The sequence below is a fragment of the Ohtaekwangia koreensis genome (assembly GCF_900167975.1).
In the GTDB taxonomy this organism is placed as follows: domain Bacteria; phylum Bacteroidota; class Bacteroidia; order Cytophagales; family Cyclobacteriaceae; genus Ohtaekwangia; species Ohtaekwangia koreensis.
Genome location: NZ_FUZU01000001.1, coordinates 578,875 through 605,542, shown reverse-complemented (window position 1 = coordinate 605,542; position 26,668 = coordinate 578,875). Strand labels below are relative to the sequence as shown.

General features: G+C 41.0%; 20 protein-coding genes. 16 read left to right on the top strand and 4 right to left on the bottom strand.

The features are described 5' to 3' along the window. Window positions 1-131 precede the first annotated feature (131 nt). Entirely contained in the window at window positions 132-341 is a 210-nt protein-coding gene (locus tag B5Y40_RS02585; RefSeq protein WP_079685142.1) for a helix-turn-helix transcriptional regulator, read from the bottom strand. Between the two features lie 154 nt (window positions 342-495). Here B5Y40_RS02585 and B5Y40_RS02580 point away from each other — a divergent pair, with 154 nt between their 5' ends. The 6 genes from B5Y40_RS02580 (at window position 496) to B5Y40_RS02555 (ending at window position 4,921) form a co-directional block, all read left to right on the top strand. Further along, entirely contained in the window at window positions 496-798 is a 303-nt protein-coding gene (locus B5Y40_RS02580; RefSeq protein WP_079685141.1) for a hypothetical protein, read from the top strand. Between the two features lie 57 nt (window positions 799-855). Then, window positions 856-1,338 (top strand): thermonuclease family protein, encoded by a 483-nt coding sequence (locus tag B5Y40_RS02575; protein WP_079685140.1) that lies wholly within the window; start codon window positions 856-858, stop codon window positions 1,336-1,338. A gap of 317 nt (window positions 1,339-1,655) precedes the next feature. After that, a complete protein-coding gene (locus B5Y40_RS02570) occupies window positions 1,656-2,390 on the top strand; it encodes a hypothetical protein (RefSeq protein ID WP_159453585.1) in 735 nt (244 codons plus the stop codon). A 265-nt stretch (window positions 2,391-2,655) separates the two neighbouring features. Next, a complete protein-coding gene (locus B5Y40_RS02565) occupies window positions 2,656-2,979 on the top strand; it encodes a ribonuclease E inhibitor RraB (protein WP_079685138.1) in 324 nt (107 codons plus the stop codon). Between the two features lie 236 nt (window positions 2,980-3,215). Further along, on the top strand, window positions 3,216-4,208 hold the full coding sequence (locus B5Y40_RS02560) for a CHASE2 domain-containing protein (protein ID WP_079685137.1): 993 nt from the start codon (window positions 3,216-3,218) through the stop codon (window positions 4,206-4,208). A 251-nt stretch (window positions 4,209-4,459) separates the two neighbouring features. After that, window positions 4,460-4,921 carry an SRPBCC domain-containing protein gene (locus B5Y40_RS02555; RefSeq protein WP_079685136.1) on the top strand — a complete coding sequence of 154 codons (462 nt, stop codon included), beginning with the start codon at window positions 4,460-4,462 and terminating at the stop codon, window positions 4,919-4,921. A 366-nt stretch (window positions 4,922-5,287) separates the two neighbouring features. Here B5Y40_RS02555 and B5Y40_RS02550 read toward each other — a convergent pair whose 3' ends face one another. Further along, window positions 5,288-7,687: an ABC transporter permease gene (locus B5Y40_RS02550; RefSeq protein ID WP_079685135.1), complete on the bottom strand. Its 2,400-nt coding sequence runs from the start codon at window positions 7,685-7,687 to the stop codon at window positions 5,288-5,290. Window positions 7,688-8,010: 323 nt separating this feature from the next. Here B5Y40_RS02550 and B5Y40_RS02545 point away from each other — a divergent pair, with 323 nt between their 5' ends. Beyond that, the gene (locus B5Y40_RS02545; protein WP_079685134.1) at window positions 8,011-8,574 is read left to right on the top strand and encodes a transposase; all 564 of its coding nucleotides are present in this window, start codon (window positions 8,011-8,013) and stop codon (window positions 8,572-8,574) included. A 300-nt stretch (window positions 8,575-8,874) separates the two neighbouring features. On the opposite strand, the gene B5Y40_RS02540 is transcribed toward B5Y40_RS02545, so the two are convergent. Beyond that, window positions 8,875-9,831: a hypothetical protein gene (locus tag B5Y40_RS02540; RefSeq protein WP_143785575.1), complete on the bottom strand. Its 957-nt coding sequence runs from the start codon at window positions 9,829-9,831 to the stop codon at window positions 8,875-8,877. A gap of 167 nt (window positions 9,832-9,998) precedes the next feature. Between B5Y40_RS02540 and B5Y40_RS02535 the strand changes: the two genes are divergently transcribed. From B5Y40_RS02535 to B5Y40_RS02525, 3 genes are all read left to right on the top strand, one after another. Continuing rightward, window positions 9,999-10,796 carry an SDR family oxidoreductase gene (locus B5Y40_RS02535; protein ID WP_079685132.1) on the top strand — a complete coding sequence of 266 codons (798 nt, stop codon included), beginning with the start codon at window positions 9,999-10,001 and terminating at the stop codon, window positions 10,794-10,796. An 18-nt stretch (window positions 10,797-10,814) separates the two neighbouring features. Continuing rightward, a complete protein-coding gene (locus tag B5Y40_RS02530) occupies window positions 10,815-11,726 on the top strand; it encodes a helix-turn-helix domain-containing protein (protein WP_079685131.1) in 912 nt (303 codons plus the stop codon). A 93-nt stretch (window positions 11,727-11,819) separates the two neighbouring features. Then, on the top strand, window positions 11,820-12,632 hold the full coding sequence (locus tag B5Y40_RS02525; protein WP_079685130.1) for a helix-turn-helix transcriptional regulator: 813 nt from the start codon (window positions 11,820-11,822) through the stop codon (window positions 12,630-12,632). A gap of 174 nt (window positions 12,633-12,806) precedes the next feature. Here B5Y40_RS02525 and B5Y40_RS02520 read toward each other — a convergent pair whose 3' ends face one another. Next, entirely contained in the window at window positions 12,807-15,263 is a 2,457-nt protein-coding gene (locus B5Y40_RS02520) for a PKD domain-containing protein (RefSeq protein ID WP_079685129.1), read from the bottom strand. Between the two features lie 1,214 nt (window positions 15,264-16,477). Between B5Y40_RS02520 and B5Y40_RS02515 the strand changes: the two genes are divergently transcribed. From B5Y40_RS02515 to B5Y40_RS02490, 6 genes are all read left to right on the top strand, one after another. Beyond that, window positions 16,478-20,620, top strand: a complete 4,143-nt coding sequence (locus tag B5Y40_RS02515; protein ID WP_079685128.1) for a T9SS type A sorting domain-containing protein — start codon at window positions 16,478-16,480, stop codon at window positions 20,618-20,620. A 139-nt stretch (window positions 20,621-20,759) separates the two neighbouring features. Beyond that, window positions 20,760-21,680, top strand: coding sequence for a glycosyltransferase family 2 protein (locus B5Y40_RS02510; protein WP_079685127.1), 921 nt, complete (start codon window positions 20,760-20,762; stop codon window positions 21,678-21,680). Window positions 21,681-21,699: 19 nt separating this feature from the next. Further along, on the top strand, window positions 21,700-22,557 hold the full coding sequence (locus B5Y40_RS02505; protein ID WP_159453584.1) for a methionyl-tRNA formyltransferase: 858 nt from the start codon (window positions 21,700-21,702) through the stop codon (window positions 22,555-22,557). After that, complete coding sequence (gene rffA / locus B5Y40_RS02500; RefSeq protein WP_079685125.1) at window positions 22,554-23,690, top strand: dTDP-4-amino-4,6-dideoxygalactose transaminase; 1,137 nt, start codon at window positions 22,554-22,556, stop codon at window positions 23,688-23,690. Before B5Y40_RS02505 ends, rffA begins: the two co-directional genes overlap by 4 nt. Window positions 23,691-23,748: 58 nt before the next feature. Continuing rightward, window positions 23,749-25,209, top strand: coding sequence for a hypothetical protein (locus B5Y40_RS02495; protein WP_079685124.1), 1,461 nt, complete (start codon window positions 23,749-23,751; stop codon window positions 25,207-25,209). A 98-nt stretch (window positions 25,210-25,307) separates the two neighbouring features. After that, a complete protein-coding gene (locus B5Y40_RS02490) occupies window positions 25,308-26,651 on the top strand; it encodes a voltage-gated chloride channel family protein (protein ID WP_079687058.1) in 1,344 nt (447 codons plus the stop codon). The last annotated feature ends 17 nt before the right edge of the window (window positions 26,652-26,668 follow it).

Here is a 26,668-nt window from a genome sequence, read left to right as displayed (position 1 = left end):
TCGCATTAATCGTATTGATTTCTAGGATTAAGAGAATCCGAATCAAGTTTAAAAAATGAATGGATTGAAAGGGCTTCTACGAAAGAAGCCCTTTCTCTTTATAGTACATGCGAAGACAAGTAAAATAATATTTACTTCTTAGTCGATACAATCAACTCCCTTGCATCAACATCAAGAACCTTTGCAACTGCAACAAGAGTTTCTAATGAAGGTTGCATATCATTTGTACACCAACGAGAAACGGTGGAAGGATCAATCTCTAATTGTTCTGCTAACCATTTATTAGTTCTCTTCTTCTCAACAAGCACAAGCTTAATTCTGTTGATCTCTTTTTTTGGCATGGATATAATCTAAAGTAACTCAACTACCAGCCAAAACTACGTACTGATAGCCAGACAATTAAATGATTTAAAACGAACTAAACATGACTATAAACGAAATACTTATTTCGTATTTAATCATTTTTATGTAGTATTGAATCATAAAAATTAAGTCATGATTCAAAAATATACCAATCAGTTAATCTTATCTCTCATCAAAGACGACCTCATCAGCAACAAACTCATCAACGGGTTAAATACACTTGGGCTTGGTGCTGGCGATTATCACTTGCACCTGAGCGAAACCATTCTCAACCTCATCGGCCTCGATACAGAGAATGATGCCATCCTCAACCTATATTACAACCTCACCCGGCAAAGTGAAACCATCGACTTAACCAACATCACGCAACGTGAAAAACAACTAACCCAACTCGCCACAGAAATATATAGCGAGCTTTTAAAACAAAAACAATAGGCTATAAAATAAAATCGTTACCATTCGTTTATTTATTATTTATAGTTTAGCAGCCCAATGCGCATAGTCCTTTTATTCACACTCCTGTTTTTTGTCCATGTTTTACTGCACGCACAAACCCTCACGGGCAAAGTAGTAAAGATAGCCGATGGCGACACGTTCACGATTCTATTAAACAACCACCAGAAAAAACGAATCCGTCTGCACGGTGTAGACTGCCCCGAAAAAGGACAAGACTTCGGCAACGTAGCAAAAGAGTATATATCCAACCTCATCGCAGGTAAATCCGTAACGATACTAACTACCAAGAAAGATCGCTATGGCCGCACGGTTGCCATCGTAAAAGTAGACACCACCAACGTAAACGAATCGCTATTGCGCGCAGGTCTGGCGTGGCACTATAAACAATACGACAACACGCAACACTGGGCCGAGCTTGAGCATCAGGCAAAAAGTCACCACCGCAAAATATGGTCGATGCAAAACCCAACACCACCGTGGCAATGGCGCAAGCAGAAGAAGGCAAGCAAGAATAGTTAAACTATATTTCCATTCGTTGATTGCGTCTCAGAACATCAGAGTCCCGGAGACCGGTGACGCTGATGGGGTTAATATATAGTCGCAGCAAAATCCTAATGCCCACATGACAATGGCGTAAGCAGAAGAGGTTAGCAAGAATAGTTAGCCTATATTTCCATTTGATGATTGCGTCTCAGAACATCAGAGTCCCGGAGGCCGGTGACTCTGATGGGGATTAATAATGGCACATGCACGAGGAGAGTGACGGCTTGGACCAAAAAGTTTTTGTACTTTGGCATTGCTAGCCATAATCGTAACCCCATAAAAATTGAAACTCTATGCGATACTTTTTTTGTCTATTAATTTTCCTAAGCTTCAATCTAATTCTGCATTCACAAATTTTGTTATATCAGGGAAACAACGAAGCTTTAAATTTATTAGACTTAACTGCTAATCAAACACAAAAACTTTCGGGGGATGCGTTTGGTAAACTCGTAGGATATGATTTAAAAGACGATAGTTTAGTATGCTATTTCCAAATCCGAGGAAAGTTGATAACCCAAAAATTCAAAAGTCATGTATTTAAAAAGATCAGTTCCTATCCTATCTTAATGAAACCTGAGTTTGAAGAAAAACATATAGCGACTCGCCAATTCTTTTTTTCTGAATATGAACTCAATGTAAATGGCAACTGGGTAAGACTTTATAAAAACAATAAAATAGCCTGGAGTACAGATAAAAATCTAAGTGAAAGGAATGCTGATAGCTCCCGAATTGACTATCTATATGGCTTCTGCCACCCACAAATTTCGCCAACCTTGGACAAGATTCTATTAGAAGGTATGGATACTAGAATGTTCGTTGGTGGAAATAATAGAATTTACGAATTTGATATGCAAACAGGAGATAAATCTTTAATTGCAAAAGGAAAAAATGCCTCATATTCCTTAAACGGGAAGTACATTCTATATCAAGATAATAAGTTAGACACTTACTATCTTCTTGATAAATTGACAAAGAAAAAGTTAGACAATTTAAATGGAGCAATAGCAGCTTTCTGGTTATATCACTGAGCAAACCGCTTACAACACCCCGGAGAATGACGGCCGACTTTAAACCGAATTCTTCCGACAGTTTTATAAACGTGGACTCGTTCACGCCAACAAAATAGTAACGGTCGACTTGAGACAAGTCAACGACAACGTAACTGTATCCGTAGGTTCTTAACGTGTGTGCTAGTAAATTTCGGTAGCAACGTGGGACAAAGATTTAGGTACTTACACGCATACGTCTTATAGCTAAACGTTGTGCGCAATTGTGGCTGGACAGAGAATCCATATGAAATCAGAATTAACAAAGAACGAAATACAAGCGACTCTTGATGCAATCGACAGATTTAGACCAAATGATCCTGGGTTAGAAAAGACTTATGAAGTCGAATTCGTTATTGCTCATGCCGACTCTTCGACACAGAATTCAATCGATTCTTTTTTGAATCAGAATGAAATAACTTTCAAAAATTTAAAAACGAGCGGCTCGGATATATTGGTGATCATCGACATGAAGCTCGACAAAGACAAGATGTTAGCGATTGAATCATCGTTAACGTATTTCGCTAACAAGCACGGTTTCAAGTATGACGGATGGGGAGCTTTCGAGTAGACCACAACAGCGCACAACGATGTATATAAATCATGGCGGTAGAATTTGTGATTTGTGACAGTTTGGACCAATTGACCGGAGACAATCAAGTTGTTGTATTAAGTGTAGGGTAAGAGAACTACCGACAACAATGTATATAAATCAAGCCGGCAGAGTTGATTATTAATTATTAATTTGGATTGCCGGCATGCTTCTGAGGACAAGTGCCGAAAAATAATTACGATTAACAATAGAGAATGAAACGACTGATTATCTCGACAGCATTTACGCTGACAATCATAATTCTCTATCAGTTTATTGATATCAATTTATTTGCAATAGACTTACCTCGCAGGGTTAGCGCTGAACTATTTAAAAGCCTAAGGACTGATCCGGGAGTGGAAACCGAAATCGTACTATTGGACATTGAGTATATTGACTTGGATACAGTGAAGACTTACATTGAGCTATTGGAGTCATTCGAGCCAAAGTCGATTGGAGTTAATCTTTGCAATATTGAGGACACCAGTGAAATTCTTAACAAGTATCTTAGTGAAAGTAAAAATATAATTACGTGCGACTGTGACAAAAATTCAAATAAAAGAACAAGCGGAATTCTGACTCCTAAAAATGAAATAACTCATTTTAAAACAGACAAAAACTCCTATTTTGAATTACAACTTTCCGACAATTTAAATGGACTTAAGGAAAGAGGAAACAATAAAGAAAGAATCAATTTCAGGGGAACAGACAGATATTTCCGTGCACCGCTGAGCGAGATTGAAAATATAGTCCCAGAAGTTCTCAAGGATAAAACTATTCTTATAGGGTTTCTACGGGACAGCTTAGTTACACCGATGAATTATTGGTATGGCAGACCTGGAGACAATATAGGTGACATGTCTGACGCTCAGATTTCAGCTAACATAATTTCAACTATAAACAGAAATGAATTTATTAATGAAGTTAATCCACTGTTTCGTGTGTTAATTATCTTGGCAGCAGGTCTTTTATGCACTGTACTAATCAGGCTCGTTCGAACAAAGTACAACGTTGTTAATTTTCTTCTCGGGCTGGTAATTCTGATTGTTCTTAACGGACTAAGTTCCTACATAATAGTCTTTGCCTTTTCGGAAAACTATTACCTTGAACTTAACGAGGTGACTGTCGTTTTGATAATTTCAGCTATAGTTTCAATCTACTGGAATACAAAGAGCAGACAAGGCACCAGCCTACAACAAAGTCTATAGTCATTTGCCTTTAATGTTTATTTTTGGTAAGGCAACGCCTTATAGCCAACGTTGGCGGTAAGTTTTGCCCACAAATTCAACAGACTATAAATGGGACTATTTTTACCGCCCCATCAGAGTCACCGGCCCTCCGGGACTCTGATGCTTCGTGACGCACACGCCACATCTAAAAATCCCTTTTTCGCTTAGCTGTACCGTCATTTCGGACTGATCCGGTATACTTTTTTATTTACTATAATAAAAACATCGCTATGCCACAAACAACAAAAAACTCCCGAATCATTCACGCCACGATAGAGAAAGTATTCGAAGCATTCTCGAACGCAAAAGCGTTGGAAGCCTGGCTGGCGCCCAACGATATGGTTGGTAAAGTACACAACTTCAACTTCCGTGCGGGTGGCGGATATACCATGTCGTTGTTTTACCCCGAGAGCGAAGTAAACGTTAAAGGGAAGACAGCCGGCAAGGAGGACAAATTCTCATCACGCTATATAGAGATTATACCGAACAAGAAAATTGTTGAGGCCGTAAATTTTGAAACAAACGAGGCTGACTTTGCTGGTGAAATGATTATGGAAGTAACGTTTGCCTTGCACCAGGACGGAACAGAAGTAACGTTCCATTTTAAAAATATACCCCGCGGCATCAAGCCCGAAGACAATGAAGCCGGAACTATATCTACGCTTGAAAAACTGGCCGCTTTTGTTGAGTAGTCCCTGTCGGCTACAACGAATTTCTATTACTGCTTTTCCTATTCATCCATCCTCCATCAGAGTAGCCAGATTAGATTACCGCTCCCATCAGAGTCACCGGCCTCTGATGGGGTTAATATATAGTCGTTGCAAAAAACCAACGCCCCATGGCAATGGTGCAAACAGAAGAAAGTATACAAGAATAGTTAAACTATATTTCCATTCGTTGATTACGTCTCAGAGGCATCAGAGTCCCGGAGACCGGTGACTCTGATGGGGTAATATATAGTCGCTGCAGATCCAACGCCATGGCAAACGGTATAAGCTTTCGTCTTAATCAATTCGGCTGTATCTTTTTGCTACAGACCAGGCTTGTCCAACATTAAACTACTCCGATCTTAACGAATCGACCGGATTTGCACTGGCAGATTTAAACGATCTATATCCCACTGTAAGGAAAGCTATTAAGAATGTAGCACTCAATCCGGTAAGGAAAACCACAGGACCCAGTTGAATGCGATATGCAAATTCCTGAAGAACTGTGTGCATCATGAAGCCTGCTGCTGGTGCAGCGATGAGAAATGCGATCAGCAACAGTTTTACAAATTCCTTTGAGAATAACAGCATAATACTTTGCACTGACGCACCCAGCACTTTTCTGAGACCGATCTCTTTTGTTTTACGATTGGCCATAAAAGTTACTAGTCCGAATAATCCCAGACACCCAATGAAGACTGCGATGAATGAAAAAATAGTCAGTAGTGTCGACATCTTTCGTTCTCCACGGTATAAATTATAAATCTGTTCGTCAAGAAAATTGTAACTGAATATATACTCCGGGTATATTTGTGACCACTTCGCCTGTATAGCAAGGAGCGTTTCTTCAATATCCGTTGGTTTTAATTTGATAGAGAGTTTCCGAAAATCATTGATGTTTGTAAATAGAATAACCGGCTCGATCGGTTTTTCCAGGCTTGTTGTATTAAAATCTTTTACTACACCTTTCACCGTAAGATGCTGTCCGGAAAGCTCTATCTCCTTTCCGACAATTTCATCAATGTTATCAAAGCCAGCAATTTTTGCTAATCTCTCATTTACCATAAGCCCGTTGATTGTGTCGGAATCCAAAAGGCCCTGGCCTGCGATAACCTCTACGCCAAAAACTTCCAAATAGTCACCGTCTATCTGTTTAATCTGAGTCTTGAAATCTTCTTCATTACCTACGATTTTGAAATCTGTGCCGGTTACACTATTAGCGCTTGGAGGTGTAGCATTCAATGTAGCCTTTTCAACACCAGGCAATGCAAGGATCTCATTTTTTAACGCACGCATTTTACCTGGGTCATTGCTGCCGTCTGCGACCGGAATGGGAACTGTTATGATCGCGTCCTTATTAAACCCTATATCCTGACTCAGTATGAAATTCATTTGTTCTGCAATTACGATGGTGCTGATAATGAAGAACTGCGAAATGAAAAATTGCAATACCACGAGTCCTTTGCGAAAATTTGTACCAGATAAAGGTGTGCCGCTGACTTGATTTTTCAACGCCATCACAGGCCTAAGGGATGATACTGCAATGGCCGGGTACAATCCTGACAACAATGAAACTATAACAGTAATAAAAATTAGAAATCCCCAAAGTGTGATGTCTGTAACAACGTCGAGCGAAAGTGACAGCTCAAGAAACGGATTCAGAAATCCAAGCGCCAGTTGAGCAATTGAGATAGCGAGAAACACTGCCGCTATAGTAACGAGCGATGTTTCGAGCAGATATTTTATAATCAACTCTGCGCGTGAGCTTCCCAGCGCCTTGCGTATACCGACTTCTTTGGTTCGCTTGATTACTTCCGCTGTAGTAAGGTTGATAAAATTAATACAGGCTGTAATCAGAAGAAATATACCTATGACCGTGAAGGCAATGCTTGCTGCTTGAGGCATCCTCTTGTTATAGTTGCCGAACCTCATATCGAAATGTATTTCGGCGAGGGGTTGAATTAAAAAATTTGAGCCCGCACTGCCATTATCTCCTATACCTATATATTTTTTTGCGAAGGCCGACATTCGTTGATCAACCTTGTCGATAAGTTCACCCTCTTTTAACAGAAAGTAACAGTTATCTGAATCTGAGATACCGCCCCATCCGCCTTTCTCCATTGACTTTTCAATAGTGGTATAAGAGAGCATGAGTTCAAAAGGGAAGTCTGTAGTGGGAGGAAAATCTTCCATTACCGCAGAAATTTTAAAATCATTGTTGTCATACCTGAGGATCTCACCAACTACATCTTCCTTGCCGAAATATTTAATGGCCCATCGTCTGGAAATAATTGCATTATTCGGTTCATCCAACCCTTTGTCGCTTGAACCGATTAGTATAGACCGATCGAAGATTCTAAAAAATGAAGATTGTGTGAACACAACACCTGTTGGTTCTTCATATTTTTTTAATTGTCCATTACGCTGCACTACGCTCACCATGCTGCCTCTTCTATAAGATGTGAAAGCCACTTCTTCAGCTTCAGGGAAGTCGTTCCGGAAAGCATCGGACAATATAGGTGGAACACCTTGCGTAAAAGTATCACCGTTGTTTCCTTTCGATTCCGTTACTATACGATAAATGCGGTCGAACTTCGAGTGGTAGTGATCATACGAATTTCCGTTTCGAACAATAAGAAAAAGAATAATGCTTCCAGCTATACCAAGGGTTAAACCCGCGATGTTAAGGAGAGTACTGGTTCTCTCTCTTAATAAATTCCGCAGTGCGGCTGTGATATAATTTCTGAACATAGACGAAGATTAAGCGGTGGTCATCCGTCCTTTGCAATTATTGCGCCACCAGTAAGACGCGGTTGAAACCCAGATTTCTTCCCTGAGTACGTTCGAATTCGTATAAATTTGTTCGCTATCGGAAATAAGCATGCTATACACTACAGCCTATCAGAGTCATCGGTCTCCGGCGGAAGCTGGTAACTCTGACGGGGATTCTTACCACCCCATCAGAGTCACCGGTCTCCGGGACTCTGATGTATACGAGCCTTACAAAATTTCACCGGTTCAATTTGTATTAGCAGTTTAAACCCTCTATTTTACAAATCTATACCGTTATCAAAATGTTACACACGCTACAAACAGAATTACATGAAGTATATTTCTGTACCGTTACTTGTTATAATTGGCTGCCTTTATTCGAAGAAGCTGATGCGTACGCCAGTGTTTATAGATGGTTTAATAATTTGAAGCACGATGGCTGCTTACTGCTAGGTTACGTTATCATGCCCAATCACTTTCATGTTTTACTTTTTCCTACTCATAGTGGTACATCGCTAAGTAAAATTATAGGCAATGGCAAACGGTTTATGGCATACTCTATCGTAAGTGGGTTGAAGAAACAAGGCAAAACTGCTATGTTGGAAATACTGGCTAAAGGCGTTGAACGTGCAGAGCAGTTGAAGGGCAAGAACCATCAGGTATTCAAATTATCTTTTGATGCGCGTAAATGTTATGATGAAAAGATGATCGAACAAAAATTGGAATATATACATCATAATCCTGTTCGCAATAAATGGAATCTGGCAAATGACTTTACAGAGTATCAACACTCCAGTGCGCGGTACTATGAGTTAGGTGAGGTTGGAGATATAGCGATTTGTCATTATAAGTCGGTTAACGGTTAGGTTTCCATTCGGCGGTTCCGTCTCGGAGCATCAGAGTTCCGGAAGCCGGTGACTCTGATGGGGATTAATATATAGTCGTTGTAAAATCCAACGTCATCACGGCAATGGGCGTAAGTAGAAGAAGGCAAGGCGAGAATAGTTAAACTATATTTTCCATTCGTTGATTGCGTCTCAGAGCATCAGAGTCCCGGAGACCGGTGACTCTGATGGGGTTCAAGATTGATATCAAAAGCAGCAACTATAGTATAAATCAAAAGGGTGAAATTATAGCGAACTCTATCAAGCCGTAATACTGCCATATTACTTATACCCCTTCAACCGAGATCGGAGATCATTATAGATCGGATTAGAATTCATCTTTAAAGCTTCTGATAGCTTTTCTAGATGTTCGGTCCGTATGCTTTTATCTGCGATTTGAAACGGAAGTGACAGAAGATCGTGCGAAGTCTTATTGTTATAGTTAGCGATAGCAAAATACAACAAGTGGCACGATACATCTGGTTTTGCAAGTATAGCCTTTTTAATATACTGTTGAAGGAACGGAGAGAAAGCAGGATGCGGAAATTCTGCAATAGCAAAAAAAGTACAACTAGCGTTTCTGTCACGGTGAAGATGATCAGAGCTTTTCCAATTCATAATCAAATCTATATCCTGCTCCCTGCGAAACTTGGCAAGGGTAATAATACCTTGCCCCGAAACCTCAGCTTCCATCACAATTTCCCTTATCTTATTGTAAAACTTTCCGGCATTTGCAGCACGGTACATAGCGAAATGTCGTGCGCTTAATTTATTTGGGGCAAATATAACAATGCTATCAAGCTTGCCCCTTTGTATAGAGTCACGAGCGAAAAAGCATTTCCTTCGATATACCTCTACAAAATAATCGCCTACATACGCCTTCATAGGCAAACAACTCCCGGGAAAAGAATGGACCACCGCGGTATCCTGCATATGTTCTTGAATAATAGAAAGAGCGTCTCCTTCATATTCATCAACCAACACATGAAACGCACGACATCTTATTATGGGTTTATCATGATACGTTAGCGCCAAAAGCTTTTGTGCCGACATCCTCTCGCTCAAAGAGCATAATTGCGAATCAATTTCCAGCCAGATTTGAGTAAGCCGGCCTGTTGTGTCAGTTTTCACAACATCATAGGCAGTGATACTTTTAAGGATCAAATTTTCTTCAGCTGATAGTCCCAAAAAATCTTTATCAAACTGCGCCCAGGCAGGCAGCGATAGAAAATAAAGCAATATGATTCCGTATAGTCTCATCAGGTCTTACCAAATATAGTATTTCCCGATAGCAAAATATAAACTTCATCTCCGCTCCATTTGAGCTACAACAAACTCCATTTTGGCTACACCATTTGGCCGGGGTACTTCGACTTTTGTTGTATAAAAGTTTAATTAAAACAATCATGAAAACAATTTTCATCACAGGAGCCTCTACAGGCCTGGGAAAAGCAGTAGCAAAATTATTTGCATCACACGGCTGGAATGTAATCGCGACTATGCGTAAACCAGAAAACGAAAAAGAATTGAATGGTATAGCCAACGTTACCGTGTTGCCGCTGGATGTCACGAACCTTGAGCAGATCAAAGACACCACGCAAAAGGCTATAGCATCCGGTAACATTGATATTGTGTTTAACAACGCAGGCTATGGATTGATAGGTCCGCTCGAAGCTATATCGGATGAGCAGCTGGTACGGCAGCTCAATACAAACCTGCTGGGTGTTATACGCGTTACGCAAGCATTTATACCATACTTCCGCGAAAAACAAAGCGGCTTGTTTATCAATACTACCTCCATGGGTGGCTTGCTTACATTTCCGTTCAGCTCGGTATACCATGCTACCAAATGGGCATTGGAGGGTTGGGCTGAAAGTATGGCGTTCGAGTTGAACAAGATTGGTATAGGTATAAAAACCGTTTCGCCTGGCGGTATCAAAACAGATTTTCTAAACCGCTCCATCGAAATGCCATCGCACCCTGCATACGACCAACGGGTTGCTAAACTAATGGGCGCTATACATGAAGATACCTTTAGCACGGCAGAGCAAATTGCCGAGGTGGTATATGAAGCGGCTACCGATGGAAAAGATATATTGCGCTATGTAGCCGGTGAGGATGCAAAAACACTCTATGCGCAACGACTGCAGGTTGGCGATGAGAAGTTCAGAAAACAAATGGCTCAGATGTTTCTGGGCGACTAAATCAATTATCTTTATACTGTGAAGAAAGAAGAGAATCCTTATAAGTTCAATTCTATATCAGACTTACACCGGGTGCTGGGCTTAGCCAAGCCTTTGCATCCGCTGGTAAGCCTGGTAGACAATTCCACTATCTCTGTAGAAAAGCAAAACCTGCCGACATCTTTTTTACTCAACTTTTACAAGGTGTCGTATAAAAAAGGGTTGAACGGGAAAATTCGATACGGTCAGCACTACTATGATTTCGATGAGGGCGGCCTCGTGTTTACTTCGCCCAATCAATTGCTGGCAATAACAGATGATACCGAATACTTGGGATATACTTTACTGTTCCACCCTGACTTCATCCGGAATTATCCGTTGGGGAAAAGCATCCGGAACCTTGGCTTCTTTTCGTATGATGTTCATGAGGCTTTACATTTATCTGACAAAGAGCGCGTCATCGTCCTGAATATACTTCACAACATTGACGATGAGTTGAAATCATCGATTGATGAATATAGCCAGGATGTAATCATTACTCAAATTGAATTGCTGCTAAACTATAGCAATCGCTTTTACAAGCGTCAGTTCATTACGCGGAAGGCAGTGAACCACGATCTGCTCACGAAGCTCGACGATCTTCTGAACGATTATTTCAACAACGATACAGCCTCCGTAAAAGGATTACCTACCGTGCTATATTTAGCGGAAGAATTAAATGTATCGCCTCATTACCTGAGTGATATGCTACGTTCGTTAACCGGACAAAATGCGCAGCAGCACATTCACAATAAACTCATAGAGAAAGCAAAAGAAGTTCTCTCTACCAGTACCCTATCCGTTGCACAGGTCGCTTATCAGTTGGGGTTCGAGCACCCACAATCTTTCAATAAACTGTTCAAAAGAAAAACAAGTCAGTCGCCTTTAGAATATCGGCAGTCGTTTAATTGATGTTGCATATTTTTTCACGTGTTCCGATTTGTACAAGCCTTTGCCATTTGCCTGCGCTAAGTTTGGCGTTATATTCTTATCTTTAAAACCGGCATGACGTATCAGGAATATACACCAAGCGAGAATTTAAGAGCATTTGTAAAATGCTTTTACGTGTGTGAATACGATACAGATATAGTGTTCGAAGACAAAGCTTGTGCTACCGGGAACATGGAGATCATGTTCAACCTGGGCACTGGCTCCTTTCAAACCGGACGTGAAAATAGTTTTGATACAACGCCACGGGTAGAGCTCTGGGGCCAGATTATCAATCCGCTGAATTTTAAGTCGCTTGGGAAAAACAAGATGCTTGGAATTCGCTTTTATCCACACACTGCATCGCTGGTGCTAAACGATCGCATCGATATTTTTAACGACCAGGTTACGGACTTTACTGCATTGGGTGGCGCAGAAGTAAAGCAGCTTCACGAACAATTATTAAACGCGCCACATCTCAGCCAGCAACTTGCACTGCTTGAATCATTTTTATTAAAAAAGCTTCCTGCTTTTCAAAAGAAGAACACAATATTCCAGGTAGTCAACAATGTGATTGCAGAGATGAAAAGCGAAGACTTTTGTGACACCATAGAGGATGTTGCCTTCCGGTATGGAATAAGCTCTCGCTACCTTCAAAAATTATTTCTACACTATACCGGCCTCTCCCCCAAGCTATACTATAAAATAAATCGCTTTCAGAAGAGTCTTATACTCACGTCCAATAAAGAAGAATCACTTACATCCATCGCGTATCGTTCGGGATACTTCGATCAGTCTCACTTCGTAAGAGATTTCAAATTCTTTACAGGCCTCTCTCCTTCTGCCTTCGACATGAAAGACTCTACGGTTATTCTTGCCGGGAAGGGTTGATCTTGGTTGTTAAGTATTCTCCAGGAAAGTATAGCTATAAATTTAAAAGACGATCATGCTTTGAACGTTATATCCTCACATTTCATTCTCCATCATTCTTTAAGTTATATCAACAAAAAGGCTTGCCCCTTTCCAGGGGCAAGCCTTCTTGCTTAATCAGAGAGTAATCAGCTATTAGTTCTTCACAAGGCGCTGCTTCAGAACTTTACCATCAGCATTTACTGTGATAACATATATGCCGGAAGGAATTCTTTTCGTTGCGAAATCAAGTGTGATCGCAGATACATCCTGTTGCAGATCCTGCAGTACAGTATAGCCACTCATATCTTGTAACACCACTGAAACATTTTTGCTTTCTGAATCCAATGTCAGGTATAATTTATCTGTGAATGGATTCGGACTAGCTTGTACAGATGCTACAGTCTCTTCTGTTGTTTGTGCTTCTTCAGTGCTTTCGATACGTGCAGTAGCTGTAGTAGTCTGTGCGGTTAACGCTACAATCTCGATACCATTTACCTGCGGATTACCTACAGAGCGAACGAAGTCCAGATCAAGTGTACCATCGGTTACTGTAACTTCGAATTGCTTTTTCAGTGCGTTCATTCCTGCTTCTGCATATATATCGATGTTGCTAAGTTGACGAACACCTTCTGCATTAATGTGGAACACACGTGCACCAGCTTGTTTTACACCACCTGCATACGGAGTTTCAGCGAAGTATAAATTTACCTGGTATGTTCCGCTTTGCACAGGCAGGTTCCACTCCATCGTAGTACCACCATACGTAGGTGAGTAACGATTCGGACCGAATAAATTGTTTGGAGCACCTGTTGTGTTTGTGCCTGTCCAGCCCGAGCTACCCGATGTATAGTTAGCACTTGCAGCATCCAGGTATTGTGATTTAGCAGCTTGTGTATCGGATGTCCAGTTAATCGGACTTGCAGTTACAGCAGTACCACCAGCGTTGATTCTAAATATAGGCGTAGCCGTTACTACCGGAGGTTTCACCGTTGCACTGTTAACCGTTACTACTACATCATCGTATGCAGATGCACCAGCATTGTCGCTCACAGTAAGTCTGAAAGTATAGGTACCAGCAACCAGTGCAGAAGCCGACAGTGTAGCGGTTGTTGTACCTGCTAACGTAGCTGCAGGACCACTTTGTTTTGTCCAGGTATAGGAAGCAATTGTTCCGTCTGAATCGCTCGCTGTTCCCGTAACAGAAGTCGTAGCCGTAGGAAGTGTTATCGCTTTATCAGCACCTGCGCTTACAGTGGGTATACTGTTCGTTGCTGTCTGCATTTCAAATGCACCTATATCATAGGTACCTCCGGAAGGTCTGCTCTTATTATCATAATCGAATGTTACATTATAAGAAGATGCAGATACGCCTTTGTTCAAAGCTGGAGACGTAGTAAGCAGATGATAATCGTTCGCTGTCGCGTTCACAAATTTTGCATCAACCAGGTTAGCGCTATAGTAATTGTTAAGCTCCTCAATTTTGACGCTAGTCATTGTCTTATTCAGATATACACCAGTGCCCGGCTTGATCACGATGTTATTGATGAAGTGATTCAGGGTTACACGTTCAGCAGCGATCTTCAATCCGTCACCGCCGGGAGTAATAATCGTGTTGTTCACGAAAGAGAAACCTGAACCAAGTGTACCGCTTGTTGTTGCATCATCGCAATATATACCGTTACTACCTGCGCCGATGATGATGTTATTATAGAGTACGTTATCACCTTTACCTTGTATAATTATACCATTTCCAGGTCCGTTTTTAATTATATTGTTATACATCACACCACCGGTACCAAGTCCGATCTGAATTCCATTGTTCTGATAGTTCGCAAAAGGATCTTGTCCGAAAAGTTCAACATCGTTACCGTAGATCGCACAACCCGATGAAGCAGCACCTACCTGAATTGCTTCCGCTCCGGTACGCTTTATTATATTCTTATATACTTTACATCCGATAATATCATGTGGATAAAGTGTAGTTCCGCTGCAAGATGTATTACCAGTCCAGCCATTGTAAAATGAGTTACCGATATACATACCTTCACCTTTCACATCGTGCACGTAGTTTTCGTGTATCGATACATTATACATTGTAAAGACACCACGGTTTGCAGTAAGATCACAACGTGGATCTGTTTTAGCCATGATACCAGAGAAACCTGATCCGGCAACTTCCACGTGATCAACTTCTACATCTGAACTTAGATCTGATACAACAACAGCGTTGGAGCCATCCTTTGTTATCTTCACGCGTATACCATATGTAAGGCTTGCGTCACCAGTACCGGTTACTTTGAAGTAACGGCTGGCAGAAAACCACATACCATAACTTTTATCAGAGTTCTCAACGTTTACCAATCCACCACAGTTCTTAATAATAATAGGCTGTGTTGCACTACCCTGAAAATTTGAGAAACGTAATACGCTTCTGTTACCAGCTTGTATACAAACAACATCACCGGGATTAATACCTAAAGCTTTACCATCTACATTTGTTTCAGTCAGCCCCACTGTATACTTACAGTTACAGCTTTGTGCCCATGAAAAATTTACCAACAGATAAGCAGCCACTACTAAGACAATTTTCAACTTCGCATTTACTCTCATGATTTTGACATTTATATTCTTTAAGTATTAAGCAGCACCTTGCTGACATAAAGATTTGATGTCTCAAAAGTATAGCGATGGGAAATTTTTTTTACGTTCTATACACTTGTCGCCTTACATGCGATAGACCACTATCCAGATTATACCGTAAATGACAAATATGAGTGCAGTACTTACAAATGGGTGTGGATTCATACTCATGTGGATTTCATGTGGCTGCAATGCATCAAATGATAGGACATCGTGCATTTCTTAAGTAGAGTAAAGGGTGAGAATAAAACATGCACCGATGAGTAAACTTAAACACCAGACAAACTGCACCATTTTTTTCAACGATATAACAGTAACTGTTATCACTTTCATGCGAATCAACAGAATATCGCTTTTCGCTTTGAATTTCTTACACCGGCTCTTTTCACGAAGTGTGGAGTAACTTTAGCATATCATTAACCATCATATGCAGAAAAGTGGATACAATCGACACGATTATGCGAATATCATTACAACCTCGATGACAGTAATTACATAAATTAAATCATGAGTCACTATAATTATCGCATTACAACACGCCCCTATATTTAAAATATACCATTGATATCCCTTACAAATACGTAAATCAACTAAGAGAATGCCTTATCAGGATATAGATAACGAAGTTGTTTCAGGATTCTCCTTACCTGAACACATTCTTAATTTTACGTAAGGGCTTTATATAAATTTCACAGCTATATAAATGCATCCGGCACTACATTCTACAGTGTATAGAGCATTTATTACGTTCAATCACATCATCATTACATAAGACGACAAGTTTACCAGTTGAATTAAAATAGTGTGCGTGAATATAGGAATGTCTCATATGCTACACTATATTAATAGTAGTAGTGTGATTACCATGTAGCACAGCATTCGTCTATGAATACGAATGCTTTTCATGGACTCTCCTTAATAGATGCTGACATAATATATAGAATGATTCACCGCAAGACTTCACGCCGGTATATATTTAGTTGATTCTGCAAAGAGACCACACATTATATACCTAAGTGAACGTTTAAACACACAAGAGCAGCAATCCGAACTACAGTCTACTGTACAAATACAGCGACCACCGCAACAAGCAGAATTCCAAATAACTTTCTCTGCGTAATCAGCAGCAACAAGAATCTCTTTGTATATTAGAATGTAAGACCGTTATTATTAACCCAAGTTATATGTCGATCCTCTCAAAATTCACAAGGGTGGCATTACTACCCATATTTTTTATCATCACTAGTCTTTCCGCACAAACACCAGGGTTAATTGTTAAACCGGCAGTTGCTGGAAAATCTGTGCTTGATCCGAATTTGGACAACTATGTTTCAACAGACAATGAAGGATTCGTTGACAATGACGAGCAGGAAAGTGAAATACCGTATGTGGCTATCATTCTTCCCAATGCAGAACCCACAGGCGATCTCGCAACAGGACCTTCCTGTGGATTTACTGATATGGTAGATGATGCCTCATTCTACAGTTCTGCATATACATATTTATCCGGAGCTAATTGGCTTTTCAGATTTCGTCTCGGCAACTATGCCACAAACTCCAAGGGATATAGCATTCTGCTTGATACGGATGGTTTATTCGGTAACAGCGGTTCATTGAAAGACCCGAATTATGTTACCGGCAACCCCGGATTTGAAATTGAAATTATACTCATCACAAATATAGGCATCCGGCTAAATGACGTAAACGGCACTACAACTCCCACTGTAAAAACAACTTTGTCGTATGATGACTATAGTCAAAAGTCAGTGGCATATACAACGAACTGCAGTAACCCCGATTACTTCTACGACTTCTATATACCTATATCTGTCATCACTACGCATTTCCCTTCCTTTAATGCATCTACTACGGTTCGCATGGTAGCCAATACCGTCATCAGTACACAATCAGTTTTACAGACGGGCCCCAGCGATATCGCAGGGGTAAATGATGCTTCGTATGCAGGGAACTTTGGTAACGCATGGACATCCGTGATCAATGCGTCATTACCAACATCACCATCAAATTTTAACAGTGGCCTTCCTCCTGTGCGATCTGCTACGCCTGTCGTAAATAGTCCGCTATCGGTTGGTGCAACATCCGTGAGTGGAACATCATCCGAAGCGAACGGTACTGTTATCAATGTATATGTGAATGGTATATCTGTGGGTACTACTACTGTCTCATCCGGTACATGGACGCTCTCGGGAATTCCGGCTTTAACACTCAGTGCTGCTGTGAAAGCCACGGCAACAGCAACTTCTAAATCTGTCAGCTATGATTCGAATTCTGTTACCGTGGGTGCAACCTGTAGTTTAGTACCATCCATTACTTGCAGTTCTAACAAAGGTATAGGAGGAAGTGGGCCTACAGGAGCTGCTACCGGAACTATCATTACCATCTATGGACCCAATGCTCCCGGCACTATATTGACAACTACAACGACAAGTGCTACCAATACTTTCCTATATAACTGTGCTGGAGGAACTACCAATTGTACAGGGGGTGGACCCAACTGTATAGCATCGGGTATATTTTGGGTTACGGCACAAGAAAGCGGCAAGTGTGAATCTCCAAAAACAACAACTATTTGCATTGGTACTACCGGAACAACAAGTACACCGGTTATTAGCACAAACCCAATCCTTCAAACAACAACTTCTCTCACCGGCACTGCAACAGCAGGAAATACAGTCTTACTATATATTAACGGAAATCTCCAATCGAGCACCACTGCTACCGGAGGCAACTGGTCGTTTTCAGGACTTAGCTTAACATTGGGACAAGTCATTACAGTATATGCATTACAGTCTGGACAATGCATTTCTGCTCTCGCTACACGAGACGTTACCGAAACGTCAACAGCTCCAATAGTAAGGAGTCCTATTATCACAGGCGCTACCAGCGTATCGGGTACTTCTATAGAAGCAACCGGCACAACGATAACCCTATACAAAAATGGAACTTCAGTAGGCACTACAACTGTGGATGCAAATGGAAATTGGACTATTAGTGGTTTAGTTGCATTGGTCGGAGGCAATCTTATAAAAGCTACAGCAACAGCAACCGGAGAATCGGCAAGTGCTTTTTCAAATGAAGTAACCGTGCTATCGCGTTCTACAGCCCCTACAATAACAGGTAGCTATACCGAAGGAGCAACCGTTGTATCGGGTACATCTTCAGCTGCAACAGGAACAGTTATTAATGTTTACTTAGATGGAGTATTTTTAGGCACAACGGTTACGCTCGCTGACGGAACATGGACGCTTTCCGGTATAGGAAGTACCGATCTATACGCGGGTGGCATACTTACGGCCACGGCCGTTGAAAGTGGCAAGACAGAAAGCCTGGCATCTGCTTCCGTCACTGTAGCTTGTACGAATCCATCGGGATCCCTGGGAGTTAATGCAGTGTCCGCCAGTACTTGCATCAATACAAAAGCTGCCATACAAGTAGTATCGTCTCAAAGCAGCGTAATATATACTTTACGAAATGTATCAAACACCACCGATGTCGGATCTTCTGTAATGGGCACAGGTGGTACTATTACACTCCCCTCCTTTCGAATTACAACAAGCCAGACGTTTGTAGTGAAGGCCGTAAAAATACCTAACACGTCCTGTAATACTCCATTGTCAACAACAGCATCCATCACAGTAACACAGCCCTCCAATACCAGCGGTGTAGCTTCCGGAGATTATTTCTGGACAGGATCCTCTGCCAATAACTATTGGACGGATGATGCAAACTGGGTGCAATGGGATGGCACGAGTTTTCAAACTATAGCAACAGCCCCTACTGCTACCAACAACGTTGTAATTAAACCGATGGAAACCTGCATTGCCAATCAACCGACTGTTGTAACCGCGTCAAGTGCCACTATACCTGCGATGGCAAAAAACTTAACGATAGCATCCGGTGCTACATTATCGTTGGAAAACACAGTTTCCGAAAGGGCCATTACATTGTCTGGTAACTGGAGTAATTTCGGAACACTGATTCCAAACAGTGGCACTATAAAGTTCAATGGAGGCACTACACAAACTATTAGTAACGCGAGTGGTTCTGAAACATTCAGCTCCATTATCGTTGAGGGCACAAATACAGTTTTGCAACCCTTAGTAGACGTCACATTGAATTCAACAGGTGTTTTAAATCTGAATGCCGGTGCGCTTAATTTGAATGGACACAAAGTCACGATATCGAATCCCAGTTCTTCAGCCATTGTGCGAACTACACCGGGTTGCATTATCTCCGAAAGTCAAAATGCCGCTGGTGAATTACGATGGACTATCGGAAGCAATACATCCACGAACTATATATTCCCGATGGGAACGGCCTCAAAAGTATATATACCGGTAACTATAAATCTGGCTTCCGGAAATATAGGTACGTTGGGTGTCAATACAATATTTGCAACACAAAGCTCATCATCGATGTGGCCTACCGGCTCTGAGGCTGTCACATCGGTGGCAACACCTGCCCAGGCGATCAGAAGGTATTGGCATTTTTCAAGCACGCAAGCAGCAGGCACTTACAATGCCACCGTTACCTTCAGTTTCGCGAATACAGAAGACCCAACGGCGACTATACTGGACGTTTCTGCCAATGGAATAAAGATGCAACGCTGGAATGGCACCTCGGCATGGAACGATGTACTGAGTGGCCAGACCTTTTCCAATACATCGCCCGTACGCACCGTCACCGTACCCGGTATAACACAATTCAGTTGGTGGTCAGGTGGCAACACCGGACAAAGTCCGCTACCCATCCAGCTGCTATATTTCACAGGGTATAGTCACGAGGAGCAAAGCATTCTCGAATGGGCTACAGCCAGCGAGACAAACAATGATTTTTTTTCCATTGAAAGATCAAAAGATGGAATCAACTATGAGTCTGTTGGAGCTATACCTGGTGGAGGCAACAGCACTTCGCGAAAAAATTATTCATTCACAGATGAAAAACCTTTCCCGGGATTGAATTACTACAGGTTAAAGCAAACGGACTTTGACCGGAAGTATACTTATTCAAAAGTTATACCGATAGACATTAACCGCAATCCATTCTTCAACTTTATACTCTTCCCTAATCCAACGCTTGGCGAAAAGCCGGCATTTTATATCGCCGCCGATAAGCAGCAAAAAATTACCGTAAGCTTGTACGACAGCTTCGGTATTCTGCGATTCTTTACGGCATTGGAAATAACGGTCGATAAAAATAATTACTCATTAGAGACTTCTGATTTCCAAACTATTCCGAATGGTATATACTTCTTAAAAGCCAGCAATGGCGATAAAGTAGTAACGCAGACGGTAGTGATCAACTAGCATTGTAGTGGCCTGGGGGAATTGAGACTCTCTATTGAATTACCTGGTCTTACCACCACACTGACTATCCATTCGCATTATTCATAGAAAAGTTCATAGTAATAATTATTATGTTTACTTTTCAAAAAAAAAGAGTTTCATGATTTCAATTGTGATCCCCGTTTATATGGGTAAAGACTCTTTGGTTGAATTGTACCAGCGGTTACGTGATACAATAGAAAATAAATTAGCCGAAGATTTCGAGATCTTATTTGTCAATGATCAATGTCCGCAAAATTCGTGGGAGTTAATTTCAAAAATTGCACAGAGTGATAATCGGGTAAAGGGGATTAATCTTTCCAGGAACTTTGGGCAGCATTATGCCATTAGTGCCGGTCTTGAATCCTGTAAAGGTGAATGGGTTGTAGTGATGGATTGTGATCTTCAGGATCAGCCCGAAGAGATTGTAAAATTATTTGAGAAGACGAAAGAAAATTACCAGATCATCTTTGCTAAACGTGAAGCGCGGAAAGACACTTTCTTCAAACGGATATCCTCAAAAGTATTTTATTCTCTGTTCGGCTATCTAACCGAGACAAAGCAAGATAGTTCCATTGCAAACTTTGGTATATATCATCGGAAGGCTATCGATGCGGTTGTAAATATGAAAGACCAGATCCGTTATTTTCCAGCCATGATACAATGGGTTGGTTTTTCGAAGACCTCCATTATGGTTGAGCATAGCGAACGAAAACATGGGGAGACCAGCTACTCCTGGAATAAACTGATCAAGCTAGCATTAAACACGATCATCTCATTTTCTGATAAGCCACTTCGGCTAACCATAAAGTTAGGTCTTGTAATTTCGCTCATATCATCTTTATTGGGAATCTATACGCTGATCCGATATATAGCAGGAAGCATAGAGGTCGTTGGGTATACCAGCCTGATATTATCAATATGGTTTCTTTGCGGCCTGATCATTATGATTCTCGGTATGCTTGGACTCTACCTTGGAAAAGCATTTGAAAAGGTGAAGGACAGGCCTATATTTATCGTTAAAGACACGATCAACATTTAAAATGGTTACGCTACTGCTCATGTCGTATAAGGGGTTTGCCGTATTGAAACATCTTATCGAAAAACGTCAAAGTGCTATCATTGATTCGGTCATTATAGGTGAAGACAAAGCCGTGCAGAACGATTACTCCGATGCCATCGCGAAGCTTTGCACAGACAACAATCTCAAATTTTTCAACAGAAAAGATATATATACCATTACCAGTCCATACTGCTTTGTGATTTCCTGGCGATGGATGATACAAGCAGATCATGCAGAAATAATAGTACTTCACGATTCGCTTCTTCCAAAATACAGAGGCTTTGCCCCGCTTGTGAATCAACTGATTCAGGGAGAAAAAGAAATCGGTGTTACAGCCATTCAGGCATCTGATGAATACGATAAAGGACCCATGCTGCTGCAAAAATCAGCGCCTGTGCAGTATCCATTAAAAATAAAAGAAGCAATCGAAATTGCATCTGGTTTATATATACAGATTGCCGAAGATTTTTTTCAGATGCTCCTGGACAATACGAAATTTACCTATACGGATCAAAATGAAGCGCAGGCAACCTATAGCTTATGGCGAGATGATGAAGATTACAAAATCGACTGGAGTCAGGATGCAGCAAGTATAGTCCGGTTTATTGATGCAGTCGGATATCCATACATGGGCGCATCCGCTTTTCTGGGTCACGAGAAAATCCGCATAGAAGACGCTGAAGAATATCGTGATGTAACCATTGTAAACAGAGATGCGGGAAAGATTATTTTTATGGAAGATGGTAAACCTATAGTTGTTTGCGGCTCTGGGCTTATCAAATTAAAAGAGGCGCGATACGACAATAGCCAAATCAGTATCTTTCCACTTCAGAAATTCAGGATCAGGTTCAAATGAAGATTCCCTTTAACAAACCAGCTTTCGTTGGCAACGAACTTGAATATATTCAGGAGGCTATACGAATCGGACAAATATCAGGGAACGGTTTCTTTACCAAGAAATGTCAGCAGTTCTTTGAAGAAAAATTCTCAAGAAAATGTCTCCTTACTACATCTTGTACGGATGCCCTTGAGATGTGCGCCATTCTTCTCGATATACAGCCCGGTGACGAAGTAATTATTCCTTCCTATACATTTGTTTCAACGGCGAATGCTTTTGTATTGCGCGGAGCACGAATCATATTTGCAGACAGCCAGGCAAACCATCCCAACCTGGATGCTGAATCCATTGAATGTCTTATTACGGCCCGGACACGTGCCATTGTTGTTGTACACTATGCGGGCATTGCCTGTGATATGGACAAGATCATGAGCCTCGCACAACGCTATAATTTATTTGTAGTAGAAGATGCTGCGCAAGCGATAGATAGTTATTATAAGGGAAAACATTTAGGCACTATAGGGCACCTTGCGGCATTTTCATTTCATGAAACCAAAAATATAATTTCAGGTGAAGGAGGACTACTCGTGATCAACGATGAACGCTTTCAAAAAAGAGCTGAAATTATTTGGGAAAAGGGTACAAACCGCACTGCGTTTTTTAAAGGTGAAGTAAACAAATATGGCTGGGTAGATATTGGCAGTTCTTTTTTACCGTCCGATTTGATTGCAGCTTTTTTATATGCCCAACTAGAAAAACTAGAAGTAATCCAGTCTAAGCGAAAATCTATCTGGAATATTTATAACGAAGGATTAATACCGCTGCAACGCAAAGGATATTTTGAACTACCGTTTATCCCCGATTTTGCAACAAACAATGCACATATGTTTTTTCTGGTTTGTCGTGATGGAGAAACGCGTGACAAGCTGATAGCACATCTAAAAAAATCAGATATCCTTTCGGTTTTTCATTACCAGTCACTTCATCAATCTCCATACTATAGCAATCTTCATGATGGAAGACCTTTACCCTGGAGTGACTATTTCAGCAGTCGCTTACTTCGACTGCCTTTTTATTATGAGCTATCGATGGAAACGCAAAAATGGATCATCGATCTGATCCATGCTTTCTTTATACCGGAAAAAGAATAGATATATACAAACCATATACCCACAGTATTGCGCTTAGTAGTCCATTTTAAGAATCAGTATGAACCTCAAGTTGCATCTTCCGGATATTAAAAAGTATAGACTTCATCTATTCGTCTTTATTCTGGTGATCAAGCTATTTCAAACGGGCTATTTCATTTACCTCACCAAGTGCAGCAATCCTGAAATAGAAATTGGAGATATAACCTTTGCTTCCGGTGACACCTTTTCATACACGGGAGCAATGGAGAATTACAACCAAACAGGGTCCTATTATTTTTACAATGGCAAAGAAAATGTATATGCAGGGCGCCTCCCGCATTACTCAATTCCCTATTTGTTGTTCCGGCAATTTGCAAGCCAGCCGTTGGCGTATGATTTACTGGCAATCTTCCAGCTTCTGATTGAATGCATCGCAACCTATTACCTGATCAGACTATTTTTGAATATCACCAACAGCAATATCTTTTCATATATACTTCTAGGTATTTGTCTGTTGGCATCCAACGCCACCGTTTTTTCAATCTATGCATCTCCGGAAAGCTTAAGTTGTTCATTGCTGATTTTCACTCTGTATCACTACCATAAATTCCTTAAAGAGCCAACAAACACAAATTTGTTCATAACAGGAATATTTATTGGACTCCTCGTAACATTAAAGGCATACTTCGTAATTCTTTTCATTCCAATTGGTATTCAATTCTTACAGGAAATAAAAGATATACAATGGATTACTCTGCGCAGGATTATAGCAAAAACACTTATAATTTCGACTCCGCTCATTATACTCCTTAGCCCCTGGACAATCCGAAACTATACCCTCTATAAAAGATTGATTCCGCTGCAAATTAATTCAACCGCAGGGTATAATTACACGAATGCAGAGCTGGCCTTCCGAAGGTTTGTAACAGCCTGGGGAGGCGATTTCATTCACTGGGAAAAGACCAGTGCAGGATGTTACTTCATTCCGAATCCGGAGATACCTTGCGAATTCAAGATGCCCGCATACGCATATACAAGCAAATACAGTCAGACAGATATTGACTCACTCCGCGCTAAATTTATACGCTTACAAAAACACTATACAGAACCGCTAGACAAAGAAGTGACTGCAACCTTTGATCGATTTACACGGGAGTATAAAAATGAAAAACCGTTTCAATCCCATATCATTGCACCAAACAGACTTATCTCTGAATTTCTCGTCCATAGTGGATCTTATTACCTGCCCATTCATTCTGCAAATCCTTGCTTTCATCCATTACAGCTTTCAATCAAATTAAGTCAAAGTCTCCTCTACTGGATGAGTTTAATAATCGGTATTCCCGGAATAATTCTATTATCCGCCAGAAACAAAAACTATCTTTTTGCCTTCACACCCATATCCCTGATCATACTATTTCCCATCATTTTTCACTTTACAGAAGCACGATATTTCCGAACTGTAGAACCTGTTCTATATACAGGAGCATCTTATCTTTTGCTTGAAGTTTACAAGCGCTTTTTTAAAGTGACTGCATGACCAAATGGCTACTGTATCAGTATATTTGTTACTTTAACATAGCAATGGATGTTTCCTGGAAAGGCAAATTACATTATCATATATACTTGATTAGTAGAATGCGAAAAGCAATAAATTCTGTAGAGCAGTTCCTCATCGCTAAACACTTACTTTACTGGACGGTAATCATTGTGCCGGTATCCGTAATTATTGGGTTGCTGGTGGCGTTGTTTCTCTGGCTTTTGGAGTTGGCTACTGAAACACGTTGGGCAAATATGTGGCTTATCTTTCTGCTTCCACTCGCGGGTATACTGATCACTTTCCTTTATAAAGCTCTCGGAAAAAATTCAGACGCAGGTAACAATCTTGTTATGGACGAAATTCACAAGCCCGGTGGCGGCATCCCGGCACGCATGACTCCACTGATACTTTTCACAACGGTGATCACGCATCTTTTTGGAGGATCAGCCGGACGCGAAGGAACCGCAGTACAGATGGGCGGGAGTATATCTTCTTTATTCGCAAAATCGTATAAATTAAAACAAGAAGACAGGCGCATATTACTCATGGGCGGTATGGCCGCAGGCTTTGGTGCCGTATTCGGAACACCAGTCACCGGTGCTATATTTGCGTTAGAAGTTTTAGCGATTGGCAGAATAAAATACGATGCGCTCATCCCGTGTCTGATTGCCAGTGTTGTTGCAGATGTTACTTGCTCAGCATGCGGTATATTACATACGCAGTATAGTATCAATTTTATTAGTTCAAATGAGCATCTTATACCCTTCATCCCGATAGACGTTCTACTCCTTCTAAAAGTAATTATAGCCGGGGTTTTATTTGGCTTTACAGGATTTCTGTTTGCTGAACTTACGCGCTTTATCAAAGATAAAAGCAATTTATACTTTACACGTAAATGGCTAATCCCGGTAACAGGCGCTATATTGGTGGTAGGCATCAGTTACCTGATTGGATCGTTCGATTATCTCGGACTTGGCGTTACCAATCCACACAAAGATGGCGTAAGTATAGTCTCTGCATTTTCACCGGGAGGCGCAATGTATTTCAGTTGGTTCTTTAAATTGGTACTTACGGCTATTACACTGGGCATGGGGTTTAAAGGTGGTGAAGTCACTCCTTTATTTTTTATTGGCGCGACTCTAGGCAATACGTTGGCTGTGCTTACAGGCTCACCTGTTGATTTGTTTGCAGGGCTAGGTTTCATAGCGGTATTCGCTGCTGCTACCAATACTCCACTGGCTTGCACCATGATGGGTATAGAATTATTCGGAACGGAACATACGCTATACTTTGCCATCGCGTGCTTCACCGCATATTACTTCAGCGGAAATTCAGGAATCTATGGATCACAACGTGTCGCTGTAAATAAATTCCATATCACCAACAATGAAGAATTAACGATTAAACAAACAAAGGAAAAAAGAAAGCAGCAAGATTCCTGAATCAAAACGCACATACC